Source organism: Stieleria sp. JC731, from assembly GCF_020966635.1.
In the GTDB taxonomy this organism is placed as follows: domain Bacteria; phylum Planctomycetota; class Planctomycetia; order Pirellulales; family Pirellulaceae; genus Stieleria.
The window spans coordinates 1,064,462-1,089,292 of sequence record NZ_JAJKFQ010000001.1; the positions used below are offsets into that span (position 1 = coordinate 1,064,462).

General features: G+C 53.4%; 16 protein-coding genes. 13 read left to right on the top strand and 3 right to left on the bottom strand.

Annotated features, from left to right (window positions below):
• Positions 1–87: 87 nt before the first annotated feature.
• The 13 genes from gcvPA to LOC67_RS03590 all read left to right on the top strand — a co-directional run bounded on the left by gcvPA (position 88) and on the right by LOC67_RS03590 (position 17,200).
• On the top strand, positions 88–1,485 hold the full coding sequence (gene gcvPA, locus LOC67_RS03530) for an aminomethyl-transferring glycine dehydrogenase subunit GcvPA (RefSeq protein WP_230261131.1): 1,398 nt from the start codon (positions 88–90) through the stop codon (positions 1,483–1,485).
• Between the two features lie 16 nt (positions 1,486–1,501).
• Complete coding sequence (gcvPB, locus tag LOC67_RS03535; RefSeq protein ID WP_230261132.1) at positions 1,502–2,959, top strand: aminomethyl-transferring glycine dehydrogenase subunit GcvPB; 1,458 nt, start codon at positions 1,502–1,504, stop codon at positions 2,957–2,959.
• 7 nt (positions 2,960–2,966) lie between these two features.
• Positions 2,967–3,719: a biotin/lipoate A/B protein ligase family protein gene (locus LOC67_RS03540; RefSeq protein WP_230261133.1), complete on the top strand. Its 753-nt coding sequence runs from the start codon at positions 2,967–2,969 to the stop codon at positions 3,717–3,719.
• Between the two features lie 452 nt (positions 3,720–4,171).
• Entirely contained in the window at positions 4,172–4,873 is a 702-nt protein-coding gene (locus LOC67_RS03545) for an FHA domain-containing protein (RefSeq protein ID WP_230261134.1), read from the top strand.
• A gap of 455 nt (positions 4,874–5,328) precedes the next feature.
• Complete coding sequence (locus tag LOC67_RS03550; protein ID WP_230261135.1) at positions 5,329–5,883, top strand: RNA polymerase sigma factor; 555 nt, start codon at positions 5,329–5,331, stop codon at positions 5,881–5,883.
• On the top strand, positions 5,883–6,545 hold the full coding sequence (locus LOC67_RS03555; RefSeq protein WP_230261136.1) for a zf-HC2 domain-containing protein: 663 nt from the start codon (positions 5,883–5,885) through the stop codon (positions 6,543–6,545). The genes LOC67_RS03550 and LOC67_RS03555 overlap by 1 nt, the downstream gene beginning before the upstream one ends.
• A 160-nt stretch (positions 6,546–6,705) precedes the next feature.
• Entirely contained in the window at positions 6,706–9,114 is a 2,409-nt protein-coding gene (locus LOC67_RS03560) for an alpha/beta hydrolase (RefSeq protein WP_230261137.1), read from the top strand.
• 586 nt (positions 9,115–9,700) lie between these two features.
• Positions 9,701–10,360: a hypothetical protein gene (locus tag LOC67_RS03565; protein WP_230261138.1), complete on the top strand. Its 660-nt coding sequence runs from the start codon at positions 9,701–9,703 to the stop codon at positions 10,358–10,360.
• A gap of 477 nt (positions 10,361–10,837) precedes the next feature.
• Positions 10,838–12,262 (top strand): magnesium chelatase, encoded by a 1,425-nt coding sequence (locus tag LOC67_RS03570; protein WP_230261139.1) that lies wholly within the window; start codon positions 10,838–10,840, stop codon positions 12,260–12,262.
• Between the two features lie 245 nt (positions 12,263–12,507).
• Entirely contained in the window at positions 12,508–14,205 is a 1,698-nt protein-coding gene (locus LOC67_RS03575) for a VWA domain-containing protein (RefSeq protein WP_230261140.1), read from the top strand.
• Positions 14,206–14,631: 426 nt separating this feature from the next.
• Complete coding sequence (locus tag LOC67_RS03580) at positions 14,632–16,083, top strand: hypothetical protein (protein WP_230261141.1); 1,452 nt, start codon at positions 14,632–14,634, stop codon at positions 16,081–16,083.
• A gap of 161 nt (positions 16,084–16,244) precedes the next feature.
• Positions 16,245–16,847, top strand: a complete 603-nt coding sequence (locus tag LOC67_RS03585; RefSeq protein ID WP_230261142.1) for an RNA polymerase sigma factor — start codon at positions 16,245–16,247, stop codon at positions 16,845–16,847.
• Entirely contained in the window at positions 16,847–17,200 is a 354-nt protein-coding gene (locus tag LOC67_RS03590) for a hypothetical protein (protein WP_230261143.1), read from the top strand. The genes LOC67_RS03585 and LOC67_RS03590 overlap by 1 nt, the downstream gene beginning before the upstream one ends.
• A 74-nt stretch (positions 17,201–17,274) precedes the next feature.
• Here LOC67_RS03590 and LOC67_RS03595 read toward each other — a convergent pair whose 3' ends face one another.
• The 3 genes from LOC67_RS03595 to LOC67_RS27500 all read right to left on the bottom strand — a co-directional run bounded on the left by LOC67_RS03595 (position 17,275) and on the right by LOC67_RS27500 (position 24,715).
• Complete coding sequence (locus LOC67_RS03595) at positions 17,275–17,973, bottom strand: hypothetical protein (protein ID WP_230261144.1); 699 nt, start codon at positions 17,971–17,973, stop codon at positions 17,275–17,277.
• Between the two features lie 406 nt (positions 17,974–18,379).
• Complete coding sequence (locus tag LOC67_RS03600; RefSeq protein WP_410001110.1) at positions 18,380–22,492, bottom strand: sulfatase-like hydrolase/transferase; 4,113 nt, start codon at positions 22,490–22,492, stop codon at positions 18,380–18,382.
• Positions 22,493–22,663: 171 nt separating this feature from the next.
• On the bottom strand, positions 22,664–24,715 hold the full coding sequence (locus LOC67_RS27500) for a tetratricopeptide repeat protein (protein ID WP_230261145.1): 2,052 nt from the start codon (positions 24,713–24,715) through the stop codon (positions 22,664–22,666).
• Positions 24,716–24,831 lie beyond the last annotated feature (116 nt).

The window sequence follows — 24,831 nt, forward strand, 5'->3', positions numbered from 1 at the left end:
ACAGGTCCGATGTCGTTCACTCGGTCAATTCTGATCGCAAGTGAACCTATTTAGTTCTCCCGTTTGACGACCACGGAAATCTGATTGATGAAAGGTTACCTGTTTCACACCGATGATGATCGCCGCGAAATGCTGCGATCGATCGGCGCTGAATCGATCGATGAAATCATTGACGGCCAAGTCCCTCAAGCGTTGCAAATGCAGCGTCCTTTGGACTTGCCGCCCGCAGCGGACGAAATGTCGCTTGAGGCAGAGCTGCGAGCCTTGGCCGCAAAGAATTGCTCGGTCGCGAGCCATGCCTGCTTTATGGGGGCCGGTGCATACGATCACTTTGTCCCCGCGGTCGTCGACGAAATCGCTTCGCGTGGCGAGTACTACACCTCTTATACGCCCTATCAGGCCGAAGTCAGCCAGGGCAATTTGCAGGTGATGTTTGAATACGAAACGATGGTCAGTCAGATCACCGGTTTGGACGTCAGCAACGCCAGTTTATATGACGGCGGATCGGCGGCGACCGAAGCCGTCTTGATGGCGCTCGCTTCGGTTCGCAAACGCAATAAAGTGATCACCTCCGATGCGGTACATCCACAGTATTTGGATATTTTAAAATCGTACTTGGTCGGCATCGATGCGGAACTGGTCGTTGTCGAATCCAACGACGAAGGAACAAGCGAATCGTTAATCGACGCGATTGACGATTCCACCGCCTGCGTGTTGATTCAGCACCCGAACTTTTTCGGTCGCTTGGAACAGGTCAAGGCGATCGCCGATGCGGCCCACGAAAAAGGTGCCTTGGTCATCCAGTCGTTCGATCCGATCAGTGTCGGATTGCTAAAGAGTCCTGGCGAACTTGGCGTTGATATCGCGGTCGCCGAAGGCCAATGCCTCGGTAACCCTTTGGCGTATGGTGGACCCTATCTGGGAATCATCGCTTGCCGCAAAGATCTGATGCGTCGTATGCCCGGCCGTATTGCCGGCCAGACAACGGACCGTCGTGGCAACCGCTGTTGGGTCCTGACATTGCAAACACGCGAGCAACATATCCGTCGTGAAAAGGCGACTAGCAACATCTGCAGCAACCAGACTTTGTTAGCGTTGCGGGCGACGGTTTATCTCAGTTTGCTGGGACCACAGGGTTTGAAAGAAACTGCCGAGCACTGCGTGGTCAAGGCAAACATGGCCCGCGAACGTTTTGCCGCCAGTGAGAGATTTGAATTGGTGCATTCCGGTCCGATCTTCAAGGAGTTCTTGGTCCGCGATCGCGAAGGCGACGTCTTCGGGCTGATGAAGTATGCCGCAGAGAACGGTGTACTTGCCGGGGTTCCGATCGCTGACGTTTCCGAAAACGCTTGCGGTGGCCGATACGACGACTGCTTCCTGGTCGCGGTGACTGAAAAGCGATCCGAAGCTGAACTGGATCGGTTGATGGAAGTTCTCGATTCGGCCGGCAAGGCTGAGTCCGCACAGTTGGCTCAAACGGTTTGAATGGGGGAACAATCCAATGCGTAATCAACAAGCGACTAACCTGATTTTTGAAATGAGCCGTCCCGGGCGACGGGCTCATCAGTTGCCTTCGCTACCCGAATCGGGAGAGGCCGTTTCGGCATTGCTGCCCGCCGATGCGCTGGCAGATGCTCCACCGCCATTGCCAGAAGTTGCAGAAGGTGATGTGGTTCGGCACTTCGTGAACCTATCGACGTTGAACATGAGCGTCGACACGCACTTTTATCCGTTGGGGTCCTGTACGATGAAGTACAACCCGAAACGAAACGAACGGATGGCATCACTTCCGGGTGTTGCCGATGTGCACCCACTGCAACGCGACCAAACCGTTGGTGGCGTTTTGCAGATGATGTATGAACTGCAAAACATGCTGGGCGAGATTTCGGGTTTACCCGGCGTATCGCTTCAGCCGGCTGCCGGTGCGCATGGCGAATTAACCGCCTTGCTCGTTGCTGCCGCCTATTTTGCCGAGCGTGGTGAGAGTGACCGGACAGTGGTTCTGACCGCCGATTCCGCTCACGGTACCAATCCGGCGAGCGCTCAGATGGCCGGTTTTTCAACGAAGACCGTCAAAAGCAATGCGGACGGTTTGGTTGATGTCGAGGACTTGAAAAGCAAGCTGTCTGACAAGACAGCCGTGTTCATGCTGACCAACCCCAACACGCTGGGATTGTTCGATTCGCAAGTCAAAGAAATCGCTGACCTGGTGCACGAAGCGGGCGGGTTGATTTACCTCGACGGCGCGAACATGAATGCCATCTTGGGAATCGCTCGACCAGGCGACTTTGGTGCTGACTTGATGCACTTCAATCCGCACAAAACTTTCTCGGGTCCGCACGGCGGTGGCGGACCAGGTGCTGGGCCGATCTGTGTGCGAGATTTCTTGGCTGAGTACCTGCCTGGCCCCGTGGTCGTCCGCGAAGGTGACGAGTATCGCTGTCAGGCCCCTGCCAAATCGATTGGGCGTGTACGTAGCTTTTTCGGGAACGTCGGTGTTCTCGTTCGTGCGTACATCTACATCCGGACCTATGGGAAGGAAGGTCTGCGAAAGGTCAGTGAAGACGCGGTTCTGGGGGCGAACTACTTGCTCAGCAAAGTACGCCATATCTTGGACGTTCCGCACGGCGACCGCTGCATGCATGAATTTGTCGCTTCGGCAAAACGATTGCGGAAAGAAAAACACTTGTCGGCGATGGATATCGCGAAGCGACTCTTGGACTACGGTTTCCATGCACCGACCGTCTACTTTCCACTGGTTGTCGAAGAGGCAGTCATGGTGGAACCGACAGAGACAGAAAGCAAAGAAACCCTTGATGCGTTTGCACAGGCCTTGTTCCGGATCACCGAAGAGAGTGGCGACTTGATCGAAGACGCGCCGCACTCAACAAAGATCAGTCGTCCCGACGATGTCGCGGCAGCTCGCAAGCCGGTGCTGAAATGGACCAAGGGTGAATAATCAGCCGATGGTTGGAAGGCTTCTATTGAACTGGTCGGGTGGCCCTGCATGGAACATGGCTGTCGATGAAGCAATCATGCTGTCCGTTTCGGCTGATGCCGAAACGGGGAAGCAACCACAGGCTGTTTTAAGGTTTTACAGTTGGGAAACGCCGACGCTTTCGTTGGGATATTTCCAATCCAACGGAGACGTGGCGTCGCGGTTCGAAACACTAAAACGGGTTCGGCGAAGTACCGGTGGCGGTGCGATCATTCATGACAAGGAATTGACATACAGCTTGACGATCGCCACCCCGGCGGGGCAGCGGGGGGCTAGGCATGATCTATACCAAGGTGTCCATGAGCAAATCATTGGGCAGCTTGGTGAGCTGGGAATTAGCGCAAGACCTTACCGATCGGATCGCAGTCGGATATTCGATGAGCAGGCGTTTTTATGTTTTCAACGGCGCACTGACGAAGACATCATTGTCAGCGGGTACAAAGTTGTCGGCAGCGCTCAGCGACGGGCGAAACGCGCGATCCTTCAGCACGGCAGCGTGATGATGCGATCGAGTCCGTGGGCAACAGAGTTACCAGGGATAGCAGACTTGTCGTCAAAGGAGATCGATCGCGAAAAGTTTGCCAACGGTTTGACTCAGCGGATCGAAACGCTGTGCCACGTTAAGTTTCAGCCATCTGAGTTGACTGAGGCGGAACTTGGTATCGCTCGGCGGGTTGAATTAGAAAAATACTCCAGTGATGACTGGTTAGATCGTCGGTAGACGGATTGGGTAAACGATTCCACTGGTGGGGGAATCGTTGTGCCTCAATTCCCTCGAATGAATCATTAGTTTGAAGGTCTCGCGTCCCCAAGTGGGATAACCTACACGGGGCAATGAATGCAAGGCTTCAGATTTCACGGCGGGAAGTCTGGTTCCGTAGGCAGCCGCGTGGTCAGGCCTCAGGCTTGGGGCGGTGTCTTCAGCTGATCGATTTATGGAATAGGCGACTCCTGTTGGCGAAAAATACCTCCCGAGGCGGGTGGTTTGGGTGTGGCGAACACCTAAATCGGTCAATTACGGCATTTTCCCAGCCAGTGTAAGTGTTTACAATGTTAGTGATACGGCAGCCCCTTTTCGATGCTTATCCCACGATGAAGGCACACCCGGCGCTGTCGACCCGCGAAAATCAATGGTCAGAGATGACCGATTTAGTCAGAGGATAAAGGTGCCGTATGCAAGTGAAGCTGAAGGTGATGACGGGAAGTCACGAAGGAGTCGAGATCCCCGTTAATAACGAGAAGTTCTTGATTGGTCGTAGTGAATCTTGCCAATTGCGGCCCAAGAGTGATTCGATCAGCCGCAAGCACTGCATCATCGTCATTCGTGACGGGCGTGTTTTGATTCAAGATTTGAAGAGTCGAAACGGGACTTACGTCAACGAAAAACGGCTTCCTAGTGATCGTGCGAAAATCCTCGAATCCGGCGATCAAATCAAACTTGGCAAACTGGAATTTCAGCTTGTCGTCGAGCACGGATTGAAGGGCGCCAAAAAGCCAGAGGTTGTCGACGTTGGCGATGCAGCGGCACGCACCGTCCAAGAGTCTGACAGTCGATTCGAAGAGGTCGATGTCGATGGCTGGTTGGACGAAGCGGATCAAATTGACCGCGTTCGCAAACTCTCCGATCCTGACACACGCCAGTTCCGTTTGGACGATCTCAAAAAGGCGGAAGAAGCTGACTCGGCTTCGATCGATAAAGAGGCGTCGAGCGATAGCACCGACCTTTCGGTCAACGACAGTTCTTTAGTTGAGCGACTGCGCCAGCAGAAGAAACAGAAGAAGGGCAAGCTTCCTGACGGACTGAAAAAATCGATGACAGAAAGCTCGAAGGCCGCAGCCGACGACGCTCTGAAACGCTTTTTCAGCGGTCGCTAGCCCCTTCGATGCGTGAATCGGCGATGCAGCGAATCGATTGGTTCGCTGCATTGGTCATTCAGCCAGGGCTTTCAGTAATCGCTCACTCTGGTGGTTCCGTGCGCGGTTCGGGGCATTCTTTTTTCGGCCAACTTGCGTCGATCACCCGCTTAGACGCCAACATTACTGTTTCTTCGTCGAATCGTTGCGCGTATCTTGGATACAGCATGTTTGATGACGATCAGAACGAAATTGATTTTGCACTCCAGCAAAAGCTATGAGCGACGGGGCAGAGTTTCTGACAAGGCTGGCTTGTAGCTTCTGGATTGCTAATGGCGTGAAGTCGCAGCCAGAGCGTTAGGCAGCCAACCGTTTCCTCGTAAGTGGGATGCGAATCATTGGGCTGGTCGTGATGCCGCATGTGAACGTGATTCCTTTTCCACCTAGAGATTCTCGTCGTGGACGATCCGTCAAACTTGTCTAACGCCGCTTTGGCAAAACAGATTATCGATGACGATAGCGGTGCCTTTGCGGTCCTCATGCAGCGTTACCATGCATTTGTCTTTGGCATCTGCTACGCAATTTTGAAGCATCGCCAGGATGCCGAAGATGCGACTCAAGAAACTTTCAGCCGCGTGCTGAGGTATCTACATAAGTGGGATCCGCGTCGGCCGTTCGAACCCTGGTTGGCAACGGTCGCCGGCAACCGATCCCGCAGCCATTTGGCGCGACGACGTTCTCATTCACCACTGACCGAATCTGCTGAGCCACAAACGGTGGCAATGACCGAAGACATGGCAGCGTCAGCGATTGCCGAAGAGATTCGGTTGGCGATGGATGATTTACCCAGTCGGCAACGAATGGCGTTTGAGCTGTTCCACCAGTCTGAACTTTCCTACGAACAGATCGGGAAGCAGATGGGATGTCCGATCGGGACAGCGAAGACGTTGGTTCACCGGGCTCGCAAACGCATGATCGAGTCGCTGCGTGATCGCGAGGTATTGCACACAAGCAGGCGGAGAGCTTCGTGATGAGATGTGAAGAATTTGACGAACGGTTGAACGACCTTTTGGATCGAAGAGAGCCGCCGGAGTCTGACACCGAGCTGCGTGATCATGCCAAACGTTGCAACCGATGTGCGGAGACTTTCCAGCTTTGGACCGCAATCGCGGGGGTTTCGGAATGTTCGCCACCGGTCATCGCCAAGGGCCAACAAGAAACAGCTAATCTGAAACGCGTTAGCATGCTGGCGTCCTATGCTTTAGCCGCAGTGCTATTGATTGCCATCGGTATCCAGTTTGGGACTTCCAAGCTGGGGCAGGTTGCAACCGTTGCGCAGGTCGCACCGACGCGAATCGTTCCGTATGCAGGTCACGACGTCGTATCCGAGACGCAGCCGCCTGCCGAAGGGGAAGCTTTTGCCGAAGACATCGAGTTGTTGGTCAGTTGGGACGGCGGCGATGTGTTGTGGAATTTCGTTGATGAAGACGTTTTTGTTTCCAGTACGCGGCCGGCATTTGAAACGGTCCGAGTCGGGGTCGAGCCGCTGAGTCGTTCGATGAAGCGAGCGATTGCGATTTTGATGTCACAGTCGACCCCATCGGTGGAATCAGGCACGCCAGAGAGCACACCGGTTTCGTTTCGCGAGCAAACGTCGATGGATCAAATGCCAATGCTAGGGGTTTTGGCCTAACGCGAATTCATTTCGCTTCGGCTGCAGGTTCTCAGTAGGCTGTAATTCACGGGGTGAGGATCGCCGGCAAGAAGGAAGAACGAACGGGGTCACAATCGGCAAGCGGGACAGGGAGTTGCAGGTTCCGTATGCCTGACGAACTTTTCACGAAAACGTATCTATGCCCTTTCAGTATTTCCGCACTCGTCATCGTCATTTCGCATTCAAGCTAGCCTTGTCGCTGTTGGCGTTCTCTTTAATTCCAGTCAGCAAGTGCCACGCCGATCAACGTGTGATTTTAAAAAGTGGTTTAACGCTGCAGGGATTCTTGGTTGACGTTGCTTCCTTGAACCAAAGCGGTTTTCAGGCCGGCGGTGCCCAGGGACAGGCCAGGCCCATCTTGTTGGTTGATGATGGGTTGCGTCGTGTTTATATCCATCGTCGTGGCATGGTTGCCGGGGAGCCGCAGGACGTTCGTGGCGTTGAACGAACGATCGAATTCAAGCAGCTAAGCCCTGTCGGAAACGATGAAATCCAGATTGTTGGCGACATCATTTCTGTGTCCGATTTCAACGAGTACGCGCGCCGTAATATCACGATCCTGGGGCACGATGGGCCGATCGAAATTGTCCAAGGCATCACCGAATTGAATGCCCGCTATGCCAAATTAGAAGCACTGAAGAGTCGGCCTTCATACAAATGGGACATGCGTGTTGCGACTCGATCGATTCGGCCAGAAACTTTTCAGAAGATCTTTCGGCAGCGGATCGATCAGGACGATTTGGATGCACGATTGATGGTCGTTCGATTCTTTATGGAATCGGAACGATATCGTGCCGCAGAAGATGAATTGACTCGCGCGATTCGAGCGTTCCCTGAACTTGAAGACATGAAGGCTCAGCTGAGCACCTTGGTCGCATATCAGGGTGAACGGTTGTTGGATGAAGCTGACCTTCGTGCGCGAGCCGGACAACCGCAGTTTGCAAGAAGCGTGTATTCCAAATTCCCAATGGATGCGGTCGGGCGTACCATGCGCGAGCGTGTCAAGATTGCGATGGAGGAGCTGGATTCGGATGCCCAGCAAGTCGAGAACTTGGTTCAGGCGTTGCGAGGACATTTGGATCAACTCGCTGGCGTTGATCCAAACATCGAAAGGCTGTTCAATGAGATCCGGGAACAGCTTTCATCCGCTTCGTTGCCTCGACTGAGTGACTACGCACGGCTGAAAGATTCGAATACCACTCCCGTTGAAAACAAAGTTGCATTGGCGCTTGCCGGTTGGTTGATGGGACCAGGGTCTGGCGAGTCGAACTTGATCGTCGTGACTTCGTTAGTCAAAGTCCGTGACCTGGTCGGCGAGTATCTCGGGTCGGCAAATCTGGTTCGTCGTCAAGAAATCCTTTCCGAGCTGAAAGCCATCGAAGGATCTCAGATCGAATATGTAGCGCGACTGATCGAATTCATCGGTCCCGTTCAGCAGTGGCCTGAAGGTGCGGCGGATGATGAAGTCAGCGGCTTTTACCGAATCGGTAGGTTGGCCGGCGACAATGCGGAAACGACGATCAACGATCAGCCGGATTACTTGGTGCAATTGCCGCCGGAATATGATCCGCGCCGTCAGTATCCATGCTTGGTTGTCTTGCCGCCGCCGAATCTAAATCCAGAATTGGAACTGAATTGGTGGGCGGGTGATTTCGATGCCGCTTTAGGTGGCCGAGCCGGGCACGCGATGCGGAACGGCTATATCGTTGTCGCGCCGATGTGGGGGCGACCGACGCAGCGTACGTATGAGTACACACCTCGTGAGCATGACCATGTCTTAAAAGCGTTGCGGCACGCGATGCGTCACACATCGATCGATCCTGATCGGGTGTTTCTGGCAGGACACGATGAAGGCGGGACTGCCGCGTGGGACATCGCCGTTTCCCATCCTGATTTGTGGGCCGGTGTTGTTTGTATCAATCCGGAACCCAGCAAAACACTCACACATTATTCCGACAACGCTCGTCTGGTCCCGATGTACTTGGTGATGGGCGAAGCCTCCGGTCCAAAGGCGCCACTGGTACGGATGGGCGCAATTTTGGATCGCCACATGCATGTTCGAAATGACGTGACGGTGGTGATGTATCGTGGACGCGGCAAAGAAGACTTTTACGAAGAGATGCCGGAAATCTTCAAATGGTTGAATGTTCCTACACATGTTCGCAAACCGATTCCGCGAGAGATTGACGCGGTCACGATGCGGCGTGGAGATCAATTTTTCTGGTGGTTGGAGCTTGGTGCTCTGAAGCCACTGATCGACATCAATCCGATCCTTTGGGACCAAACGTCACGGATCAAAGCGGGCAAGATTAATAGTTCGATCGGTGGTGACAACCAAGTTCGTGTGGACGGGCCGTGCGAAACATTTCAGTTGTGGCTCCGGCCTGACATTGGATTGGATCTGAGTAAAACGGTTGTCATTCGAGCCGGAAGTACCCCGCAGTACTACGAGTTCGATCGAGAGTTGGAAACGATTCTCGAAGACACCAGAAGACGTGCAGACCGCAAACGCCCCTTCTGGGCGACTGTTCGCGTCCCCGAAGAATAGCGAGCTAGCGAAGTCCTTGATCATGGATTTCGCCGAATTCTTTTTGGTGCGGAATTTAACCTTAGGATCCCAAATCGATTTTAGGATTAGCCGAATGGCGTTAGCCACGGTTTGAGTGCAATAGCCGGGGCTAACGCCTGTCGGCTGATGACCCGAACCCGTATTTTCATAGGGAACGAAGCACTAGAGCAGGTTTTGGGCTTCGATTTTGTCCATTAAGTTTTTGAGAACCTCGCTCGAAAGTCGTTAGCGGCAACTATTTTGTCGTTGTTCGGGTTTAGTGGCTCACCCGGGGCTTCGGGTGGTTAGTTGCAGAAATTTACGTACAGCCAGGGGCAACGATCCGGACAATAATGGTCCCGTTCTGGCGAGTGTGTTTTCGCCGGCGATTTTTTTCAGTGTGTTTGAGAAGTTCGATCTCACCACCGAACCGTTTGAAGTTTGGCGGTCTCTTGATACAGATCGCCTCAAAGTAAGTTCCCGGCGTCGGAGACGCTCGCGATTGTTCATCCCAGCACTCCTTGATACGAGAGGTTTCTTAACCTGAGTCGTTAGGTGCTGGTACAAAAAGGATTGGTTTAACTGAGTGTCTGTTTTTCCCGTGACTCCGCCGAATAGCGAATTGGAGTCGTCTGACGAAGCCGAAGCAAATTTTCATGTCACGCTTGGTCCAGACGATTTTCAGCGGTTGGGAGTGCGCCGAAGTGAGACTCGGTTAGCGGTGATTCGAGGCGCGGCAACTCGGGCAGCGAAGACGCTGGCATCAAAACTGTTGGCCGACCCCAATGAATCGACGGAGCAAGAGCTTTCGCAGGTTGCCGTTTCGACCTATCGGTTGCTCGATCCACGCCAACGCGGTGATCGACACGCTCAGGTGCATATCGGACGAATCCGTCCCGGCGTGTTGTACCAAGTCAGCTACACCGAATTCGCCGATCATCACGGCTTGCTCAATCGATGGCGGAAAGGATCACCGACGCCGAAGCGTATTGATGTTAAGCATCCCATTTTGGGGCCGGCGGTAAAGTCATCGTGCGAAGCCGAAGTGATCGGCTTGCCTGTTATTAACACCAGCAAAGCCATTCGATTCGAAACCGGATTGCGAAAGTGCTTGCGTCATCCCATTTCGCTCTCTGTCATCATCGCAGCTTTGTTGGTGGCCACCGGAGGCGTGCTGATCTGGGGGAAGGCACAGCAAACCGCGCGTGCCAGAGCTGCGGACCAGATTCGTTCAGCTGGCGACTGAAGAAAAGTCTCGGCCAGCGGGGCATGCGTGAGACACCATTTGATTGATTTTGGTTTCGGTTCTGCAGTGGTCGTTCCGGATCGGCTCGCGCGGTCGCTGTAATTCTTAAGCAGGGTGATTCCTCAGCAGAGTAATTCCGCGGCAGAGTTGCTACTAGGTTGATCGATCAATTGTCCGGTCGTGGTCTTTCATGTTTCAGTCCGGCGATGCAGGTTTGCCGTTGGGTACAATGCAATCAGCGGACAAGGCAACCAGCGGACAAGCGCCCTCGAAGGCACAGCGGATCGAGCGAGCTATGTCGATCTGGTAGTGCGTTGGTTGCAACGGATTCTTTGCTGAGTTGCTCGTGGCGATTTTAGCCGGTTGAAACGTTCGGTTCCTTTTCATCAGGTGACCGGATTCACGTGGCGAAGAAGTAAAGGCACAACGCAGGCAAATCAAAGCAGGCGATTAGAGACGAGACTTAGGAAGTTTTGAATGAGTAAGGCGAGCATGGCCCCGAGCGCAACAACACTCAAAGAATTGATTGACAGCGGTTGGAAATCCAAATCAGTCAAACGCGAGATGCGAGAAAACTTTACCCGTATGTTAGCCGCGGGTGAGGAGCTATTTCCGGGGATCGTTGGGTACGACGACACGGTCATCCCCGAAATCAATTTGGCGATCTTGGCCGGTCACGACATGCTGTTCCTGGGAGAAAAGGGACAGGCGAAAAGTCGTATCATGCGCATGCTGACTCGGTTTTTAGACGAGTGGGTTCCCTACATCGACCATCCCGACTTGACCGTTCATGAAGACCCAACCACGCCAGTGACTTCGTTAGGACGACGGTTGGTTGAGGATCTAGGTCCAGAAGAGATCAAAGTTGCTTGGTGGCATCGGGATGATCGCTATGCGGAACGGTTGTCACCGGGGACAAAGTTCGCCGACATCATTGGCGAAATCGATCCGGCCAAATTGACCGGTGGCGTCAGCATGAGCGCCGAAGAAGCGTTGTCGTTCGGATTGATTCCAAGGCTGCATCGCGGAATCTTTGCGATGAATGAATTGCCCGAACTGGATGACTTGGTTCAGGTGGGGTTGTTTAACATCCTTGAAGAACGAGATGTTCAGATTCGTGGCTATCCCGTGCGATTCGATTTGGACATCGTCATTCTGTTTTCCGCCAACCCGTCGACTTACAACCGCAGCGGAAAAGTCATTCCACAGTTGAAGGACCGTATTGGCACGATTGTCCAAACGCACTATCCGAGTGAACGCGATCAGGGGATCGATATCCTTCGCCAAGAAGTAGGGGATGATTTGGGCGGTGGTTATCCGGTCGAAGTGCCGTATTTCATGTACCAAGTGATCGAGGAGATCACCAACCAGGCTCGGCGAAGCAAATTCATCGATCAGGCCTCCGGCGTGTCCGCACGATTTTCGCTAGCGAATTTCAGGACCATGGTCGCGTCCGCTCGTCAGCGAGGCATTTTGCATGGCGAACAGCCCGCTGTACCACGGATCTCTGACCTGGGGCACCTTTATTCAAGTTCGCTCGGCAAGTTGGAGCTGGATCTGATGGGGACTCACCAAATGAGCGAACGTCAGGTCCTGGATGCCGTCGTTGCCAAAGCCATCGAAACGGTGTTTGCGGAATACGTTCAGCAGCACGGGCTCGCCGAGATAGCGGAGATCTTTCGAAGTGGCGTTCGGGTCGAAGTCGGAGATTTACTGCCAAGTCGAGAATATGCCGAACGTCTCAAAAGTGTTCCGCCCGCATGGGATATGGCTTTCGAAGTCAATGCCAGTGAAAGCGAAGCAGTTCGAGCGAGTTGTGTCGAATTTGTTTTGGCGGGACTGTACAGCATCGATCGGATCAGCCGAGCACAACGCCACGGAAAAATCGAGTACGAGATCTGACCGGCCGGTCAAAGGGGTTCGGGTCATCAGCCGACGGGCGTTAGCCCCGGTTATTACACAGAAACCGTGGCTAACGCCATGCGGCTAATTAAATGAAAAGACGGGTTCGGCTAATCCTAAAATCGAGTTGGGATGAAGCACTAGGGTCGTGCTGATCGGTTAGCAGTGGACGTTTCATCGACTTGGTAGATCGCATCAATCATGAAACGGGGTTTTGAATCATTGGTTGTCGGAGGACGCAGGCGATGCGCAAAAAAGTCGGTGGCATTATTCATGCCTATCAAAAGTATGATCCGGCAAGCTTTCCGCCTCCATCGCAGGAAGCACCCGACCTGATCTCGCCCGCTTTCGAGCAGGCAATGATGTATGGGGAATTTCGTGAACTGAGCGAAGAAGAACTCGCACGCGCTGTCCGCTTGGATCCCAGCCAAATTAAAGGGCTGGGCCCCAGCATCGATTTCTTAAAGCAGATGTTGGAAGAACGAAAACGGAAGATTCTCGAAACGTATGAGTCTCATTCGGTCCAGAAAAAAGCTCGCAAAGCATTTCACAATGCCGCTAAGCAGGTGCAGCCGCCCAAGGATTTGCAGAAAACATTTCGCGAGGCGATCAATCGCGAACAGCCGTACTTGCTGGAAGCCTTGTGGTATCGGACCGAAAGCCGTGGCGGTAGCTTGTCGACGGATCTTTTGAAAGTTGCTTCCCGGATGGCGGATAAGCACAACATCGAAGAACTCGATAGTAAGTACGAGTTCACCGGAAACGAATCGATGTCCGTTCCGAAGGCGTTGGAGATCAAAGAAGAGCTCGAACAAATCGATGAGCTGTTGAAGCAACTCGAGGAGGCGGCGAAGACCGCACAAATCGGTTTGATCGATATGGAGATGCTTAACCAATTCGTTCCCACACAAGATCTGCAGCAACTGGAAGAGATGCGTCGCCAGGTCGAAAACATCATTCGTGAACAGGCCGAACGTCAAGGACTTGAGCGTGACGCATCGGGTAACTTTCGGCTCACGCCTCAAGCGTACAAGGTATTTCAAGGGCGGCTTCTAAAACGCATCTTTAGCGAATTGGCTCCTTCACGCACCGGACGTCATGAAGGTGACATTGTTGGTGAAGGTGCTGTCGAATTGCAGCAAACAAAGCCGTACGAGTTTGGTGACTCCATTGCCAATATGGACATCCCCCAAACCATCATCAACACGCTGCTGCGGCAGGGTGACACGAGACCGCTGCGATTGCATAGCGACGACATCGAGATTCATAAAACGCGAAACCATCCAAAGTGCGCGACTTGTGTTGTGATGGATATGAGCGGATCGATGCGCTATGACGGTCAGTACATGAACGTCAAACGGATGGCACTCGCGCTGCAGGGGCTGATCCAATCGGAATATCCCGGCGACTTCTTGCGATTCATCGAGATGTACACGTTTGCGAAAATGCGTTCACCCGGTGAAGTTATCAATTTGATGCCCAAGCCCGTCACCATTCATGACCCTTGGGTTCGATTGAAGGTCGACATGAGTGACGAAGACATCAGCGAGACCCAAGTCCACCAGCACTTTACAAATATCCAGCGTTCATTACAGCTCGCTCGCCAAAATTTGGCGCTGACGGATACTCCCAATCGGCAAATCGTTCTGATCACCGATGGGTTGCCCACCGCGCACAACGAGGGCGAATGGTTATACATGCTGTATCCGCCTGATCCGCAAACAGAAAAGGCGACCATGCGCGAGGCGATGTTGTGCAGCAAGGAAGGTATCACCATCAATATCTTTCTGGTGCCCAGCTGGTCACAGAGCGAAGAAGACATCCGATTCGCAAGCCGCTTGGCCAAGTCCACCAAGGGCCGTGTCTTCTTTACCAGCGGTCACAATTTGGATCGTTTTGTTCTCTGGGACTACGTACAGAATCGAAGAGAGATCATTTCGTAGCGGTCTCGCAGTGGTCTGCATGTCCCTTGACGATCAACGCCAATCGCGATTGCATTTTGATAGCAAACACGCGATTCGCTAGTTTCCTACGTTCGGGGGATGCACTTTGTGAACTGCGCTTGCTGCGGTTTCACCATTGCTGTATCAGAATGATTCCCAAACTTTAGCTCCATTTTGAAAAATAACGAGGCAAGGATGCGCTCGTCACTCAACTGCTGCTCGACCAAGATCTTGACCCGTGCTGGATCGGTTAGCTTGACTGTCTTGCTAGCGATCGGCACCACAGGTTGTCGTTCGACCAGACCGTCTGGGTCCATGGTTCAGGTGACTGAAGAGGGTGCCTCTTCGGCGGCGCCGCTCGATGCGCCCCAGCAGCGGCTCGCTACGACCAAGGTTTACGGCTCACAGCCTAGCGAAAACCGTTCAATGTTGTCTCGAGCGAAAGAGATGATCACAGGAAAGCGGGCAACGCCACCTCAAGATGTCGTCGTCGCTGAAAGTAAGACGCCCGATCAGTTGTCAAACACGGCAATGCAACAGACCGCCGCTACGACAACGCGTCAGTCGCTCGCACGTGATTCGGCGGTTCGCAATCAAACACGCGCATCGGTTGCGGCCAACCGAAGTCCTGTTCAGGAAACCGAAACGACCACGGTCCGCCCGGTTTCTGCAAATGACGACGAGATTAAGGTCACAATCGGCGGGCTGGTCTCTGCCTCGCTGACCGATTTAAGTGTCGAAGAGTCTGGGGTGAAAGCGCCTGTCGAAGTCGCTGAACCACCCGTCGTCGCAAGCCACCCAACACCACCGGTTAAAACCGAAGATGCAGCCAAGGTGGCTGTGGCATCGGAGACTCCCAAGGTTCGTCGTCGTCCGATCAGCCAGACAGGTCAACCGCTTGCGCTTGCTGCAGCCTTGGAAGATTCGCTCGATTCACTGCCGAAGCTACCCAGCTCTGCTGGCGAATATGATGGGCCAGGACCGAAACGGATCGGTGTCGGGAAGCCTTCGATCACTTCGTCCGCTGACACCAAAACAGCCGCGTATGCTTATGTTGGAGATGACGAGCCAATGGCTCCGGCGCCCGACAGCGTTCAAACTGTCTCACACGCGTCGAACCAACAAACAAGTGCGACCTTGGTTGGCAGTCCTTCCGAGACAGTCGGTCCGGCAAAGGAGCTGACCGAAGACGAACTATATTCCAAGCTTTTGGAGCGGATTGTCGAACCGAAGGTTGGGGAAACACCGCTTGATCTTGAACGTCGCCAAGTGATCGCCCGCTACCTGATGGTGCTCGCAGGTGATCCGGAAACCGCGATCGAGTCGATGGACGGTTTTAATGAAAGCGAACGCGAGTTCCTGAAGAATCAATTGGTCGGATTGTGGACGATGATCGATCCGGATGGCCATCCGTCATCGGGACAGCGAGTCAATGAGGCGCTGCCAAGATTCCGCGCCGCGGCAGCATACCTATCCGAAGCAACGGAATCGTTGGAACTGCGCCACTTGGAATTCTGTACCGAGATCGAATCATACGGTCAGGTAAAACCCTTCGAAGGAAATCGTTTCGCTCCCGGTCAGCAGGTCATTCTGTACTGTGAAGTTGAAAACTTTTCCGTGGTCGATCAGGGAGGCTTGTTCCAAACCAGTTTGGAAGGCAGCTACGAAATCTTTGATGCTTCCGGAAACAAAGTTGTCAGTCAGCTGCTGCCCACCGACCAGCAGCGATCTCGCAACCGTTTGCGTGACTACTTTGTGGCCTACCAAATGAATCTTCCCGATCAGCTTCGCAAGGGAACCTATCGCTTGCAGTTGACGCTCGAAGATGCCTTGGGCAAAAAAGTTGGCCAAGCAAATATCCCATTCGAAATTCGCTAGTTCGAACTCGAATGGCCTGCTAGGTTTCGACTAGATTCGGACCTGCGGCTGTTGCGGGGCTTTTCCGCCGAGGCGGAGGCCCATTTGCTATCCAAAATAATTTCTGGCTGAAGTAAAAAAATTAGACAAATGGGCTAGGATCGCGCATCATAAGTCCCGTTATGGCACATCCAAATCTTTTCAATTGCCAGATTCACCAAGCGGCTCGCGAGGTCGCTAAAGCGACGGTGGCGTCTTCTAGGACGTTCGCACTGGCGAAGCTTTACGACCTGACGGCGGACCGCCTGGTGCGATTTGCCGCCACCGTCACGCGTCGTCAACATGACGCCGAGGATGCCGTCGCGACGGTGATGTTAAAAGTCGCTTCGAGGCCCGAACTGCTGATGCGGGCGGAACGACCATGGCACTATTTATTGCGAATGGTGCGAAACGAATCGCTTGTCATCGTCCGTTCTCGTTCTCGGCTCGCCGCGATCGGATCGCTTGCAGATCGATTGATGGGCAGAACCGTTGACGTCGTCGAACAGGACGACGAGAAACGCGTGATTTGGCAAGCCTTGGAATCTCTTCCTGATGACCAACGCGAAGTCATCGTGCTGAAGATTTGGGAGCAGATCACCTTTGCCGAAATTGGTGAAATCCTTGAGTTGTCACCTTCGACAGCTGCAAGCCGCTACCGCTACGGGCTGGAAAAGCTCTCCGGGAAGTTGAGCCGATCGTTGGGTGGTCCGACCCCAAACGTCGAGCCGGCGGAGGCTATTTGATGAGCCTTTCAGATCGGGATCAACGATTGATCGAAGCTCAGTTGGTTGACCTGGGAAAATCCATTGGGGCTTCGCAGCGTCATCGTGACCAAGTGTTAGAACGGGCGACGAGTCATCTTATTCGTCAAAACACACAAAAGAAAACGACCCATGTCGCGCTGGCCCTCGCCGCGGCGGTTTTGTTGATTTCACCGCTGATTGCCGACCTGACTCGGCGAGTGAAGGTTCACCGACCGGCAACAGCAAAGCAGGCACAGGCCGATGCGTTGGAGTTAACCGAAGCCCATCAAATGTCATTTGATTGGGCGCTGGTTGATGTCTTCATGCAGTTTCGTGATCGGTTGCGCAAGTAGCACAACCGTTCTGCCGGCCCGCTACATCAGTTCAACCTCGGCCTACAAGTAATCCGCAGCCAACAATGTTGAGCTTATTGGAAGAATGGATTCAGCGTGCTGCCGTCATTTGCCCGCTTTGGCGATGACTTGATCTGAGGCTGTGCAGCGGGAACCGAAATCGCTTGTGGGGCTGGACCTTCGGTGTGGTTGCTGTCGCGATCCTGGGCTGGCGTATTAACCGCTGGGACTTCGATAGCCTGTTCGAAGACAACCGGAGTGGTATCGTCTAATTCGATAGCTTGCCCAAAGCCAGATTCGTTTTCGGCAGCTTGCATCTGTTCTTCCATGGCTTTCAATTGGGCCTGCAAGCCTTCGCTGCTGAATCCACCAAGCATCCCTAGAGGAACGAGCGTTCCAAGCACCACTAGAATAATTCCGAACGTTGAAACGAAACCGTTAGCGATCCAAATGGCGAACGCGCGTAGCAGGCCACATTCACCAGCCATCGAAATCATGTAAGAGGCTGCAAACCAAGTTACCGGCAGCGAAGCGAGGTACCCAAATGGCCCGAGCGTTGCGCCGGCAACAGACGAAATGGTCATGTTGACAAATATGATCGCGATCAGCCAACCGATGCATGCCAGAAATGAAGGCGAGCGATTGCCGATCATCGAGAAGCAAAGCTTCAGCGAGCCTGCCATCACTAGAAAGGCAAGAAGCGAAACAACAAGGATAACGACGATGCCGGTTGTACCAAGCATCATCCACTGTTCGTCGGAAAACTGTTCCATGATCGTCAGGGGGGCAACGAGTCGGAAGGGGCGGGACTGGGAGCAAATGCCTCAGCAAGCCTAGCTCGCGGTTTACCACCTGACGGCGTAGAAACGTCGTTACCTCTGAATCTCTGTGACGTTGTGAAAAGCAGCCAATACGCTGTATTTTGAGCCCCGATACGGGTTTTCACCCGTAAATCGGCAAGAGTCATCCTGCATGCGGTAAGCAAACGCGGATGCACAAGGACTTTCAGATGTCTCAATTAGTGTTCAATTAGTGAAGATTAGTGGTTGGGAATTTGGGAACACTAATTTTCACTAATAGAACACTAATGGGAGTTGGTAAAGAGATACACTGAAATTCCGCGGCGCGTCGGGCAGGTCCGCGCTGCAGCCGCGCCGAATTACCGATACCGGCGATGGCTCAGAATTTCTGCAGCTCGTCCGGGCCGGGTGTCGCGTATTCGCTGACTTTGGCTCGAATGAACAGTTCACCCTTGTCATCCAAGTGAACATCGAGCGGAACGATCGTTGTCCCGCGTTGATTGATCGTCTGCGCCGTGTGGCTGAGATCAACCGTTTCGATTCCGTCGGCGTTCAGTGGTGGAACGTTCGCGTTATAGAATGCGGTGCACCACCATCTTTCTTGGTCGTCTTGGAACGGTGTGCCATGTCCGAGAAAGCGACCGACAAATTTGCGTTCGCTGTAGGGACCGGTGATTTTGTAAGCTGTCGCGTAGTACAAGTTGTAGCTTCCGCGTCGGCCTTTGGATGTTGACCAGCCCGTTCCGAATAGGACGTACTTGCCATGAATCTTTTTGATCAAGCAGCCTTCGTGTCCCATTTTGGCAGTTTCGCCAGACGGTCCGATGGCAACGGGCTTTGCGGCCAAGCCTGAAAAGTCTTTCTTTAGTGGCGCCAGGTCGGTCGCGCCATAGACGATCCACCATGAACCATCATCGTCTTGAAACAAAGAAGGGTCGTGACGACGACCGATCTTTTGGCCCATCGGATTGGTCCAAGGGGCAGAGACGTTTTCGCCTTTGGTCAAGGAAAGGTTGGCGCCTTTAACAGGTGAAGGACTGGTATGGACGAGAGCCCATTGTTCCCCAGTCCAGTGCAGTTCAGGGGCCCACAATCGCCAATCGTCTTTGGGTGTTGAGGCGAAGGCGTCTGGATCGGATTCGGCCCAGATCCCGTCCTCGAGATTGTAGACGGAGCCGAGTGATTCCCATTGGATCAAATCACGGGAACGCCAGACGCGAGCCGAACGTCCAACCAGGCTCAGCGGGCCAAGTCCGGTGTTATAGGGATCCGACGACTCGCGAACGTCACCTTCGTTGGGTGTTGTTCCTGTCAGGTAGTACCACTGATTGGGGCCACGAACGATGTATGGATCACGAATCCAGCCCTCTTTGATAAACAGGGCACGATCGTGTGATTCCAGTCCAGCTTTGATCGCCTCGGGGGCGTCCGCTTGACTGACAGGAGTTTGCAGTGCGGGTTTGGTTGGTGGCTGAGATGAATGTTGACGGATCAACCGTGTTTCTTTCAAGCGATAGGGCTTTCCATCGGTGTGAAAGATATCGTGGAACCAAGGATCGGGCTCTTCGGTGTAAGCCTTTTTCCATGAGTCCCAAGGGAAGATCGTTTGTGAACGACCGTTGACGAAGCCCCAGTTGTATGCGGCCACGCGATTGCGATGGAGGATCGGCAAGATACCTTCAAACGTCGAATTGTTTCCCCTTGCCATGTACTCCGTACACACCAGTGGACGTCCAAGTCGACTGAGGCCGTCAACCAAATCGGTCGTCTTTTCAGGGCCGTCATAGCTGTGGAACGAGATCACATCGGAATTTTCGATGCATGCTCGCTGATAGTCGGTTGGCTGGGTAAGGTAGTTGCCACGCCAAACCCCGACGGTCAGGGGTTGTGAAGGGTTGACTTCGCGAGCCCACGCGAACGTTTTCTCAAGTAGCTCCAAAGCATGCTTTGTTTTTTCCGGCTGCTCAAGTTCGATCTTTGCTCCACCACCACCGTACGCATTGAAATTTGGGTTGTCTGGTTCGTTGAATAGATCCCAAATCAAAACCCGTTGATCGTCTTTGTATCGATTCAGAACGGCTTGAACGTAAGGTTTCAGTTCATCTTGTTTTTGCGAGCTTTCCAGGATTTCGCGACCGGGCGATTGCACCCAACCGGAGTTGTGAACACCTGGGGTGGGTTCAGGCTGAGGCCCCGCCTTGGGGTACGGGTGCCAGACGCCATCAAAAAACACAAACATGGTTCGAATGCCGTGTTTGTTTGCGATATCGAGGTATTGGTCGATTCGTTTGTAAAAGCCCTCGGCATCGGTTTTCCAAGGAATGTCATGCAAGAAGACACGCATGGTGTTCATGCCGATCTCGGCTGCCCAGCCCAGTTCACGATCGATGGTTTCCGGATCGAAGGTATCCGCTTGCCACATTTCCAACTGGTTGATCGCCGATGATGGGACATAGTTTGCACCGATAGGCCATTCGATTTCGTCGTACCAGCGATTGGCCCGTTTCGCAGTCCAGCGACCTTCGCGGCTATTGAACGAGGCGATATCGTTTTGTGGTTCGCCGACAGAAACGAGTTGCTTGACGACCGTACCGGTGAAGCTGTTGGGCGATTCATAGTCGCCGGCGGAAGAGCGATCATCAAAGCCAACCGAAAGCCCATCAATGGGTTGCACTGGGATTAGGCCTGGTGAGCGAACTTCGATCGGGGTTCCACCACCGATCGCAAGTGTCATCGTTTTAGTATCCAGCGTGGCGTGCAAACGGGTGCGGCCACTGACTTGGATCGATGATTTCAGCCGGGTGACTTCACCATTGATTCGCACATCAAAGATGGGATGGCCGTCTTCAAGGTGCAACGAATAGCCTTGTTGGATTCCGCCTTGGGCCAAAACGACGCCTGACAGCTTGGCGCCTTTGATGGTCGCATCGATTTGAATCGGACGATTGGCGATGTCAGGAGACGTCTCGGGTTGCTTGCTGTTGTTTGCGCGTCGTGGTCCACGTGTGACTGCTTCAGGGTACTGATCGAGTATCGCTTTCAGCTCGGCGAGTAACTTCGGTTCCGAGTCCGCGAGGTTGACGCTTTCGATCGCATCGTTGGCGTAGTCGTAAAGTTCGTATTCGGCAGTCGATGGGGCAGCATCGGGCTGTTTCCACTGAACCAATCGGTATCGATCAGTGCGAATGGCTCGACCCAGTTTCGATTTCGGATAGGCGTGATAGGCGTGATCGCGGACACGTTGGCTTGGGTCTTTTAAGACTGGAACCAGTGAGACGCCGTCGATTGACTGTGGGCCGGTCGGTGCGGGGAGTCCAGCCAATTCGGCCAGCGTTGGGTAGATGTCAACACTTTCGGCCAGTTGTTTCGTTGAAGATCCCGCTTCGGTGACTCCGGGTGCAACGATGACGATTGGGATACGAGTGGCCTGTTCAAAGTTCGTATGCTTGGTCCAAATTCCAAGATCGCCAAGGTGGAATCCGTGGTCGCCCCAAAGGACGATGATGGTGTTGTCGGCCATCTCGGCTTCGTTCAATGCGTCGATGACTTTGCCGATTTGTGCATCGACATAGGCGGTGCTGGCATAGTAGCCGTGGATCAGGTTACGTTTCAGTTCGTCGCCAAAGTCTGCATTGGGGTCTTGAGGGACCGGTTTGTAATTCGAAATCTCGCCGCCTCGTTTTCCCGCAACACGTGGCGAACCTTCAGGCAATGTTTCCAAAGTTGGCATAGGCAGGTTGGCCGGATCGAACAAGTCCCAGTATTTCTTTGGCGCACTGAATGGCATGTGCGGGCGTGCGAATCCGGCTGCGATAAAGAACGGGGTGCCATCTTTTTCGCGACGTTCCTTTGCAGCTTTCAGTCGGCGAATCGTTTCGGCAGCGACTCGGCCGTCGGCGTAGGCTTGGTCTTCGACGTCTGGATTTTCATAAGCGGCACCACGTGGCAAGCTGCCGATCCGGTGCAGTTCTTGATTGGTGAAATACGCTTCCTCACGAGTTAGCTTGCCACCATCGGTGCTTTCGGGATCGTTGTATTCGATCACCTTCTCTTTGAAGTGCGGCACGGAGAATGATTCTGGGTCACCGTTATTGCCGTGGCCGATATGAAAAATCTTTCCCAGTGATTCGGTTCGATAGCCGTGTTTTGCAAAGTGCTGTGGGAGGGTGACCGCGTCGGGAACGATCTGACGCAGCTGGCTGCCCAATCCATATAGCCCGGTCGACGTCGAATGCGAACCAAGCATCAACGTAAAACGTGATGGCGCACAAACCGCTTGGTTGCAGTAAGCAGCATCGAAACGCATGCCTCGTGCGGTTAAGGCATCAAGATTAGGAGTCTTGGCAACGGGATCGCCGTAACATCCCATCGCGGGTTTCAGGTCGTCGACCAAAATCATCAAGACGTTCGGGCGTTCAGCCGCTCGACTGGTCGCACCGCCGGCGAGAATCATCGCCATGGCAAAAATGCCGAAGAAAAGTTGTCTAACCATGAGGGGGTTATCGATCACGTTCGGAGGGAGTGGGGCGAGAGAGTCAGCCTAATTACATTCCATCGGAAATTGCCGTGCCATGCAATCATGCGTCTCGTCGCTACGATCTTTTGTCATTAATCAGCAGCGAAATCTGCAAGCAAAGTCGAATCACACCCTGAGATTCGCTGCTTATTGACCACTCAGCAATCGAAAGAGAGATTCATATTGCCGAGCCATCGCTTGATCGAGATGGACATAGATTTTAGCGAGTGACGAGTAGGGTTTGGCGTAGCTGGGATCGATTTGAATCGATTGCTGCAGTGCATTCTCCGCATCGGCAATGCGTTTTTGATCAGCGTAGCATAGTGCAAGGTTGAACCAGTCGCGTGGATCTCGGCGGATACGAACCAGTTCTTCGTAGAGGGGAAGTGCTTCGCTAAGTTTCTGATCCATCATCAACTTGTCGGCGAGTAATTCGAGCAGTTCTTGCCGATCCGAAGTTGCCGTTTTGATTTCTCGCAGTGCTTTGACGGCGTAGTGATGTGCCCGAGCGTACTCGGTTTGGATTTGATCGGCGGATGGATCATCCTGTCGCGACAGTGCTTGTCCACGACGATAGGCTGCTTTGGCAATAACCACATGATGGTCTGTAAGCTCTGGCAGTGACTTAATCAATTCGCCTGTGTCGATCGCCAAGATTGGTTTGTCGTTCCCTTCGAACACTTGCAAGATTGCTAATTTGGCAGCGGCAAGTTTTTCGCGGCGAGTCGTTTCGTCATCGCTCAGTTGCGCCTGCGTTTTAGATTTGTTTTCGCCGCGAGTCAGAAGCCTGATCGAGCTTTCAGATTCGTTTTCGGCCGGATCAGCTGAGGTGTCTGAGTAAACCGCGATTCGGTGATTGGTCGTCGAAGTGTGTGGGACATCACTTGGGCTTTGTGGCATATGACATTTCACACAAGCGTTTTGATTGGCTTCGTTCCTGGACTGTAGTGGTTCGTGGCAGTCATCGTTTCCATGACAGGACAAACAGAGCTTGCGAAAATGCTCCACTTTGTTGACAGGTTCGATGCTTGAATGCGGATCATGGCAGGTGATGCAAGTCAGCGTTTCGGTTTGGGTGTAGCATTCACTTTTCCACATTTGATCGAAGTGATTGGAAAATGTTTTTTGGCTGGCAAGGTCACCGACTCCTTTGTAGTCCGATCGCAGTTTTGCTAACGCTTCACCTGGGCGAAAATCCCAGCGATCTTTGCCTTCGGCGAACACCGTGACATCACCATCAAGGTGGCACTGTGCACAGACGGCTTCGGAATGAGAACGGTCGGCGAGGGCCGGATTGAAAATGCTTGTATCGACCTTTTGGCCCGCAACAGCTTCGTCGGTTTTACTTTCGACCCGCTCGTTGTGTTGCTCGCTGTGTTTTTCGCCGGGGCCGTGGCATCTTTCGCAGCCGATCGCCAGTTCGTGAATGTTTAGGCGATTGGTGTTGTTTTTGTCGGAACTGATAAGGCCTGCATGGCAATACATGCAGCCGTCTGTCACGACACGTCGAAAGCCTTGTTGATTGGCCGTGTCATATCCTGGTGCGATGGCGTAGCGATCGGCTGCCGCGTACCAAGTGATGGGAGACTGTAGAAGGTAGTCGCCGTCTCGAACCAAGTAAGCTTTGGCGAACGCGCCGCTGCCCATGACGTATTCGACAGGGTAGTGGCCAGTTGTGATTTGGTTCGGTGTCTGGGGCGTTTCACCAAAATATCGGTTTTCATGATGGAACCAATGATCTCCCTGCTTGATGACTTGGTAATCACGCTTGCTGGCCGCATGATCGAAAGCATGCCCTGTGGGGCAGTCCGCTTGGTTTGCCAGCTGAAGAGAACGGCTATGGTGAGTTTTTAAGTAGCTTTGCAGTTGGTTCGGATGGCATTTCGCACAGGTGTTTGTTCCAACATATCCCGATGGCAGAGAGGCCTGCGTCACCTTGATCGTTGGTCCGGCTACAGGATTTGATTCTGCTTCTTGGCGGGATTGGCCTTCGCCGGTTTTAGCCGCGGAAGAGTCGTTTACATCGGGCTGCACAGGATTGGAGGTTCTACTTCCGCAGCCGGTGATCACAATCACGCAGAACGTGATTGCGGTCAAACGCTTCCAACTGAACGTGATGTTGTGCCGTCTTGCCAAATCATTCCGGTGGATCCAAGGCGATTCTGAAGGGACGCAATGTCGATTCGAAGTCTGTGGCACGATGCCAACCGGGCAGGAGAAGGAGAATGGATCTGGCACAAGGTTTACACCTGCGACGCACGCATCTTAGTTTACGTGAATCGCGATCCGTTTGCGCGTCCAACTCGGTGACCGCA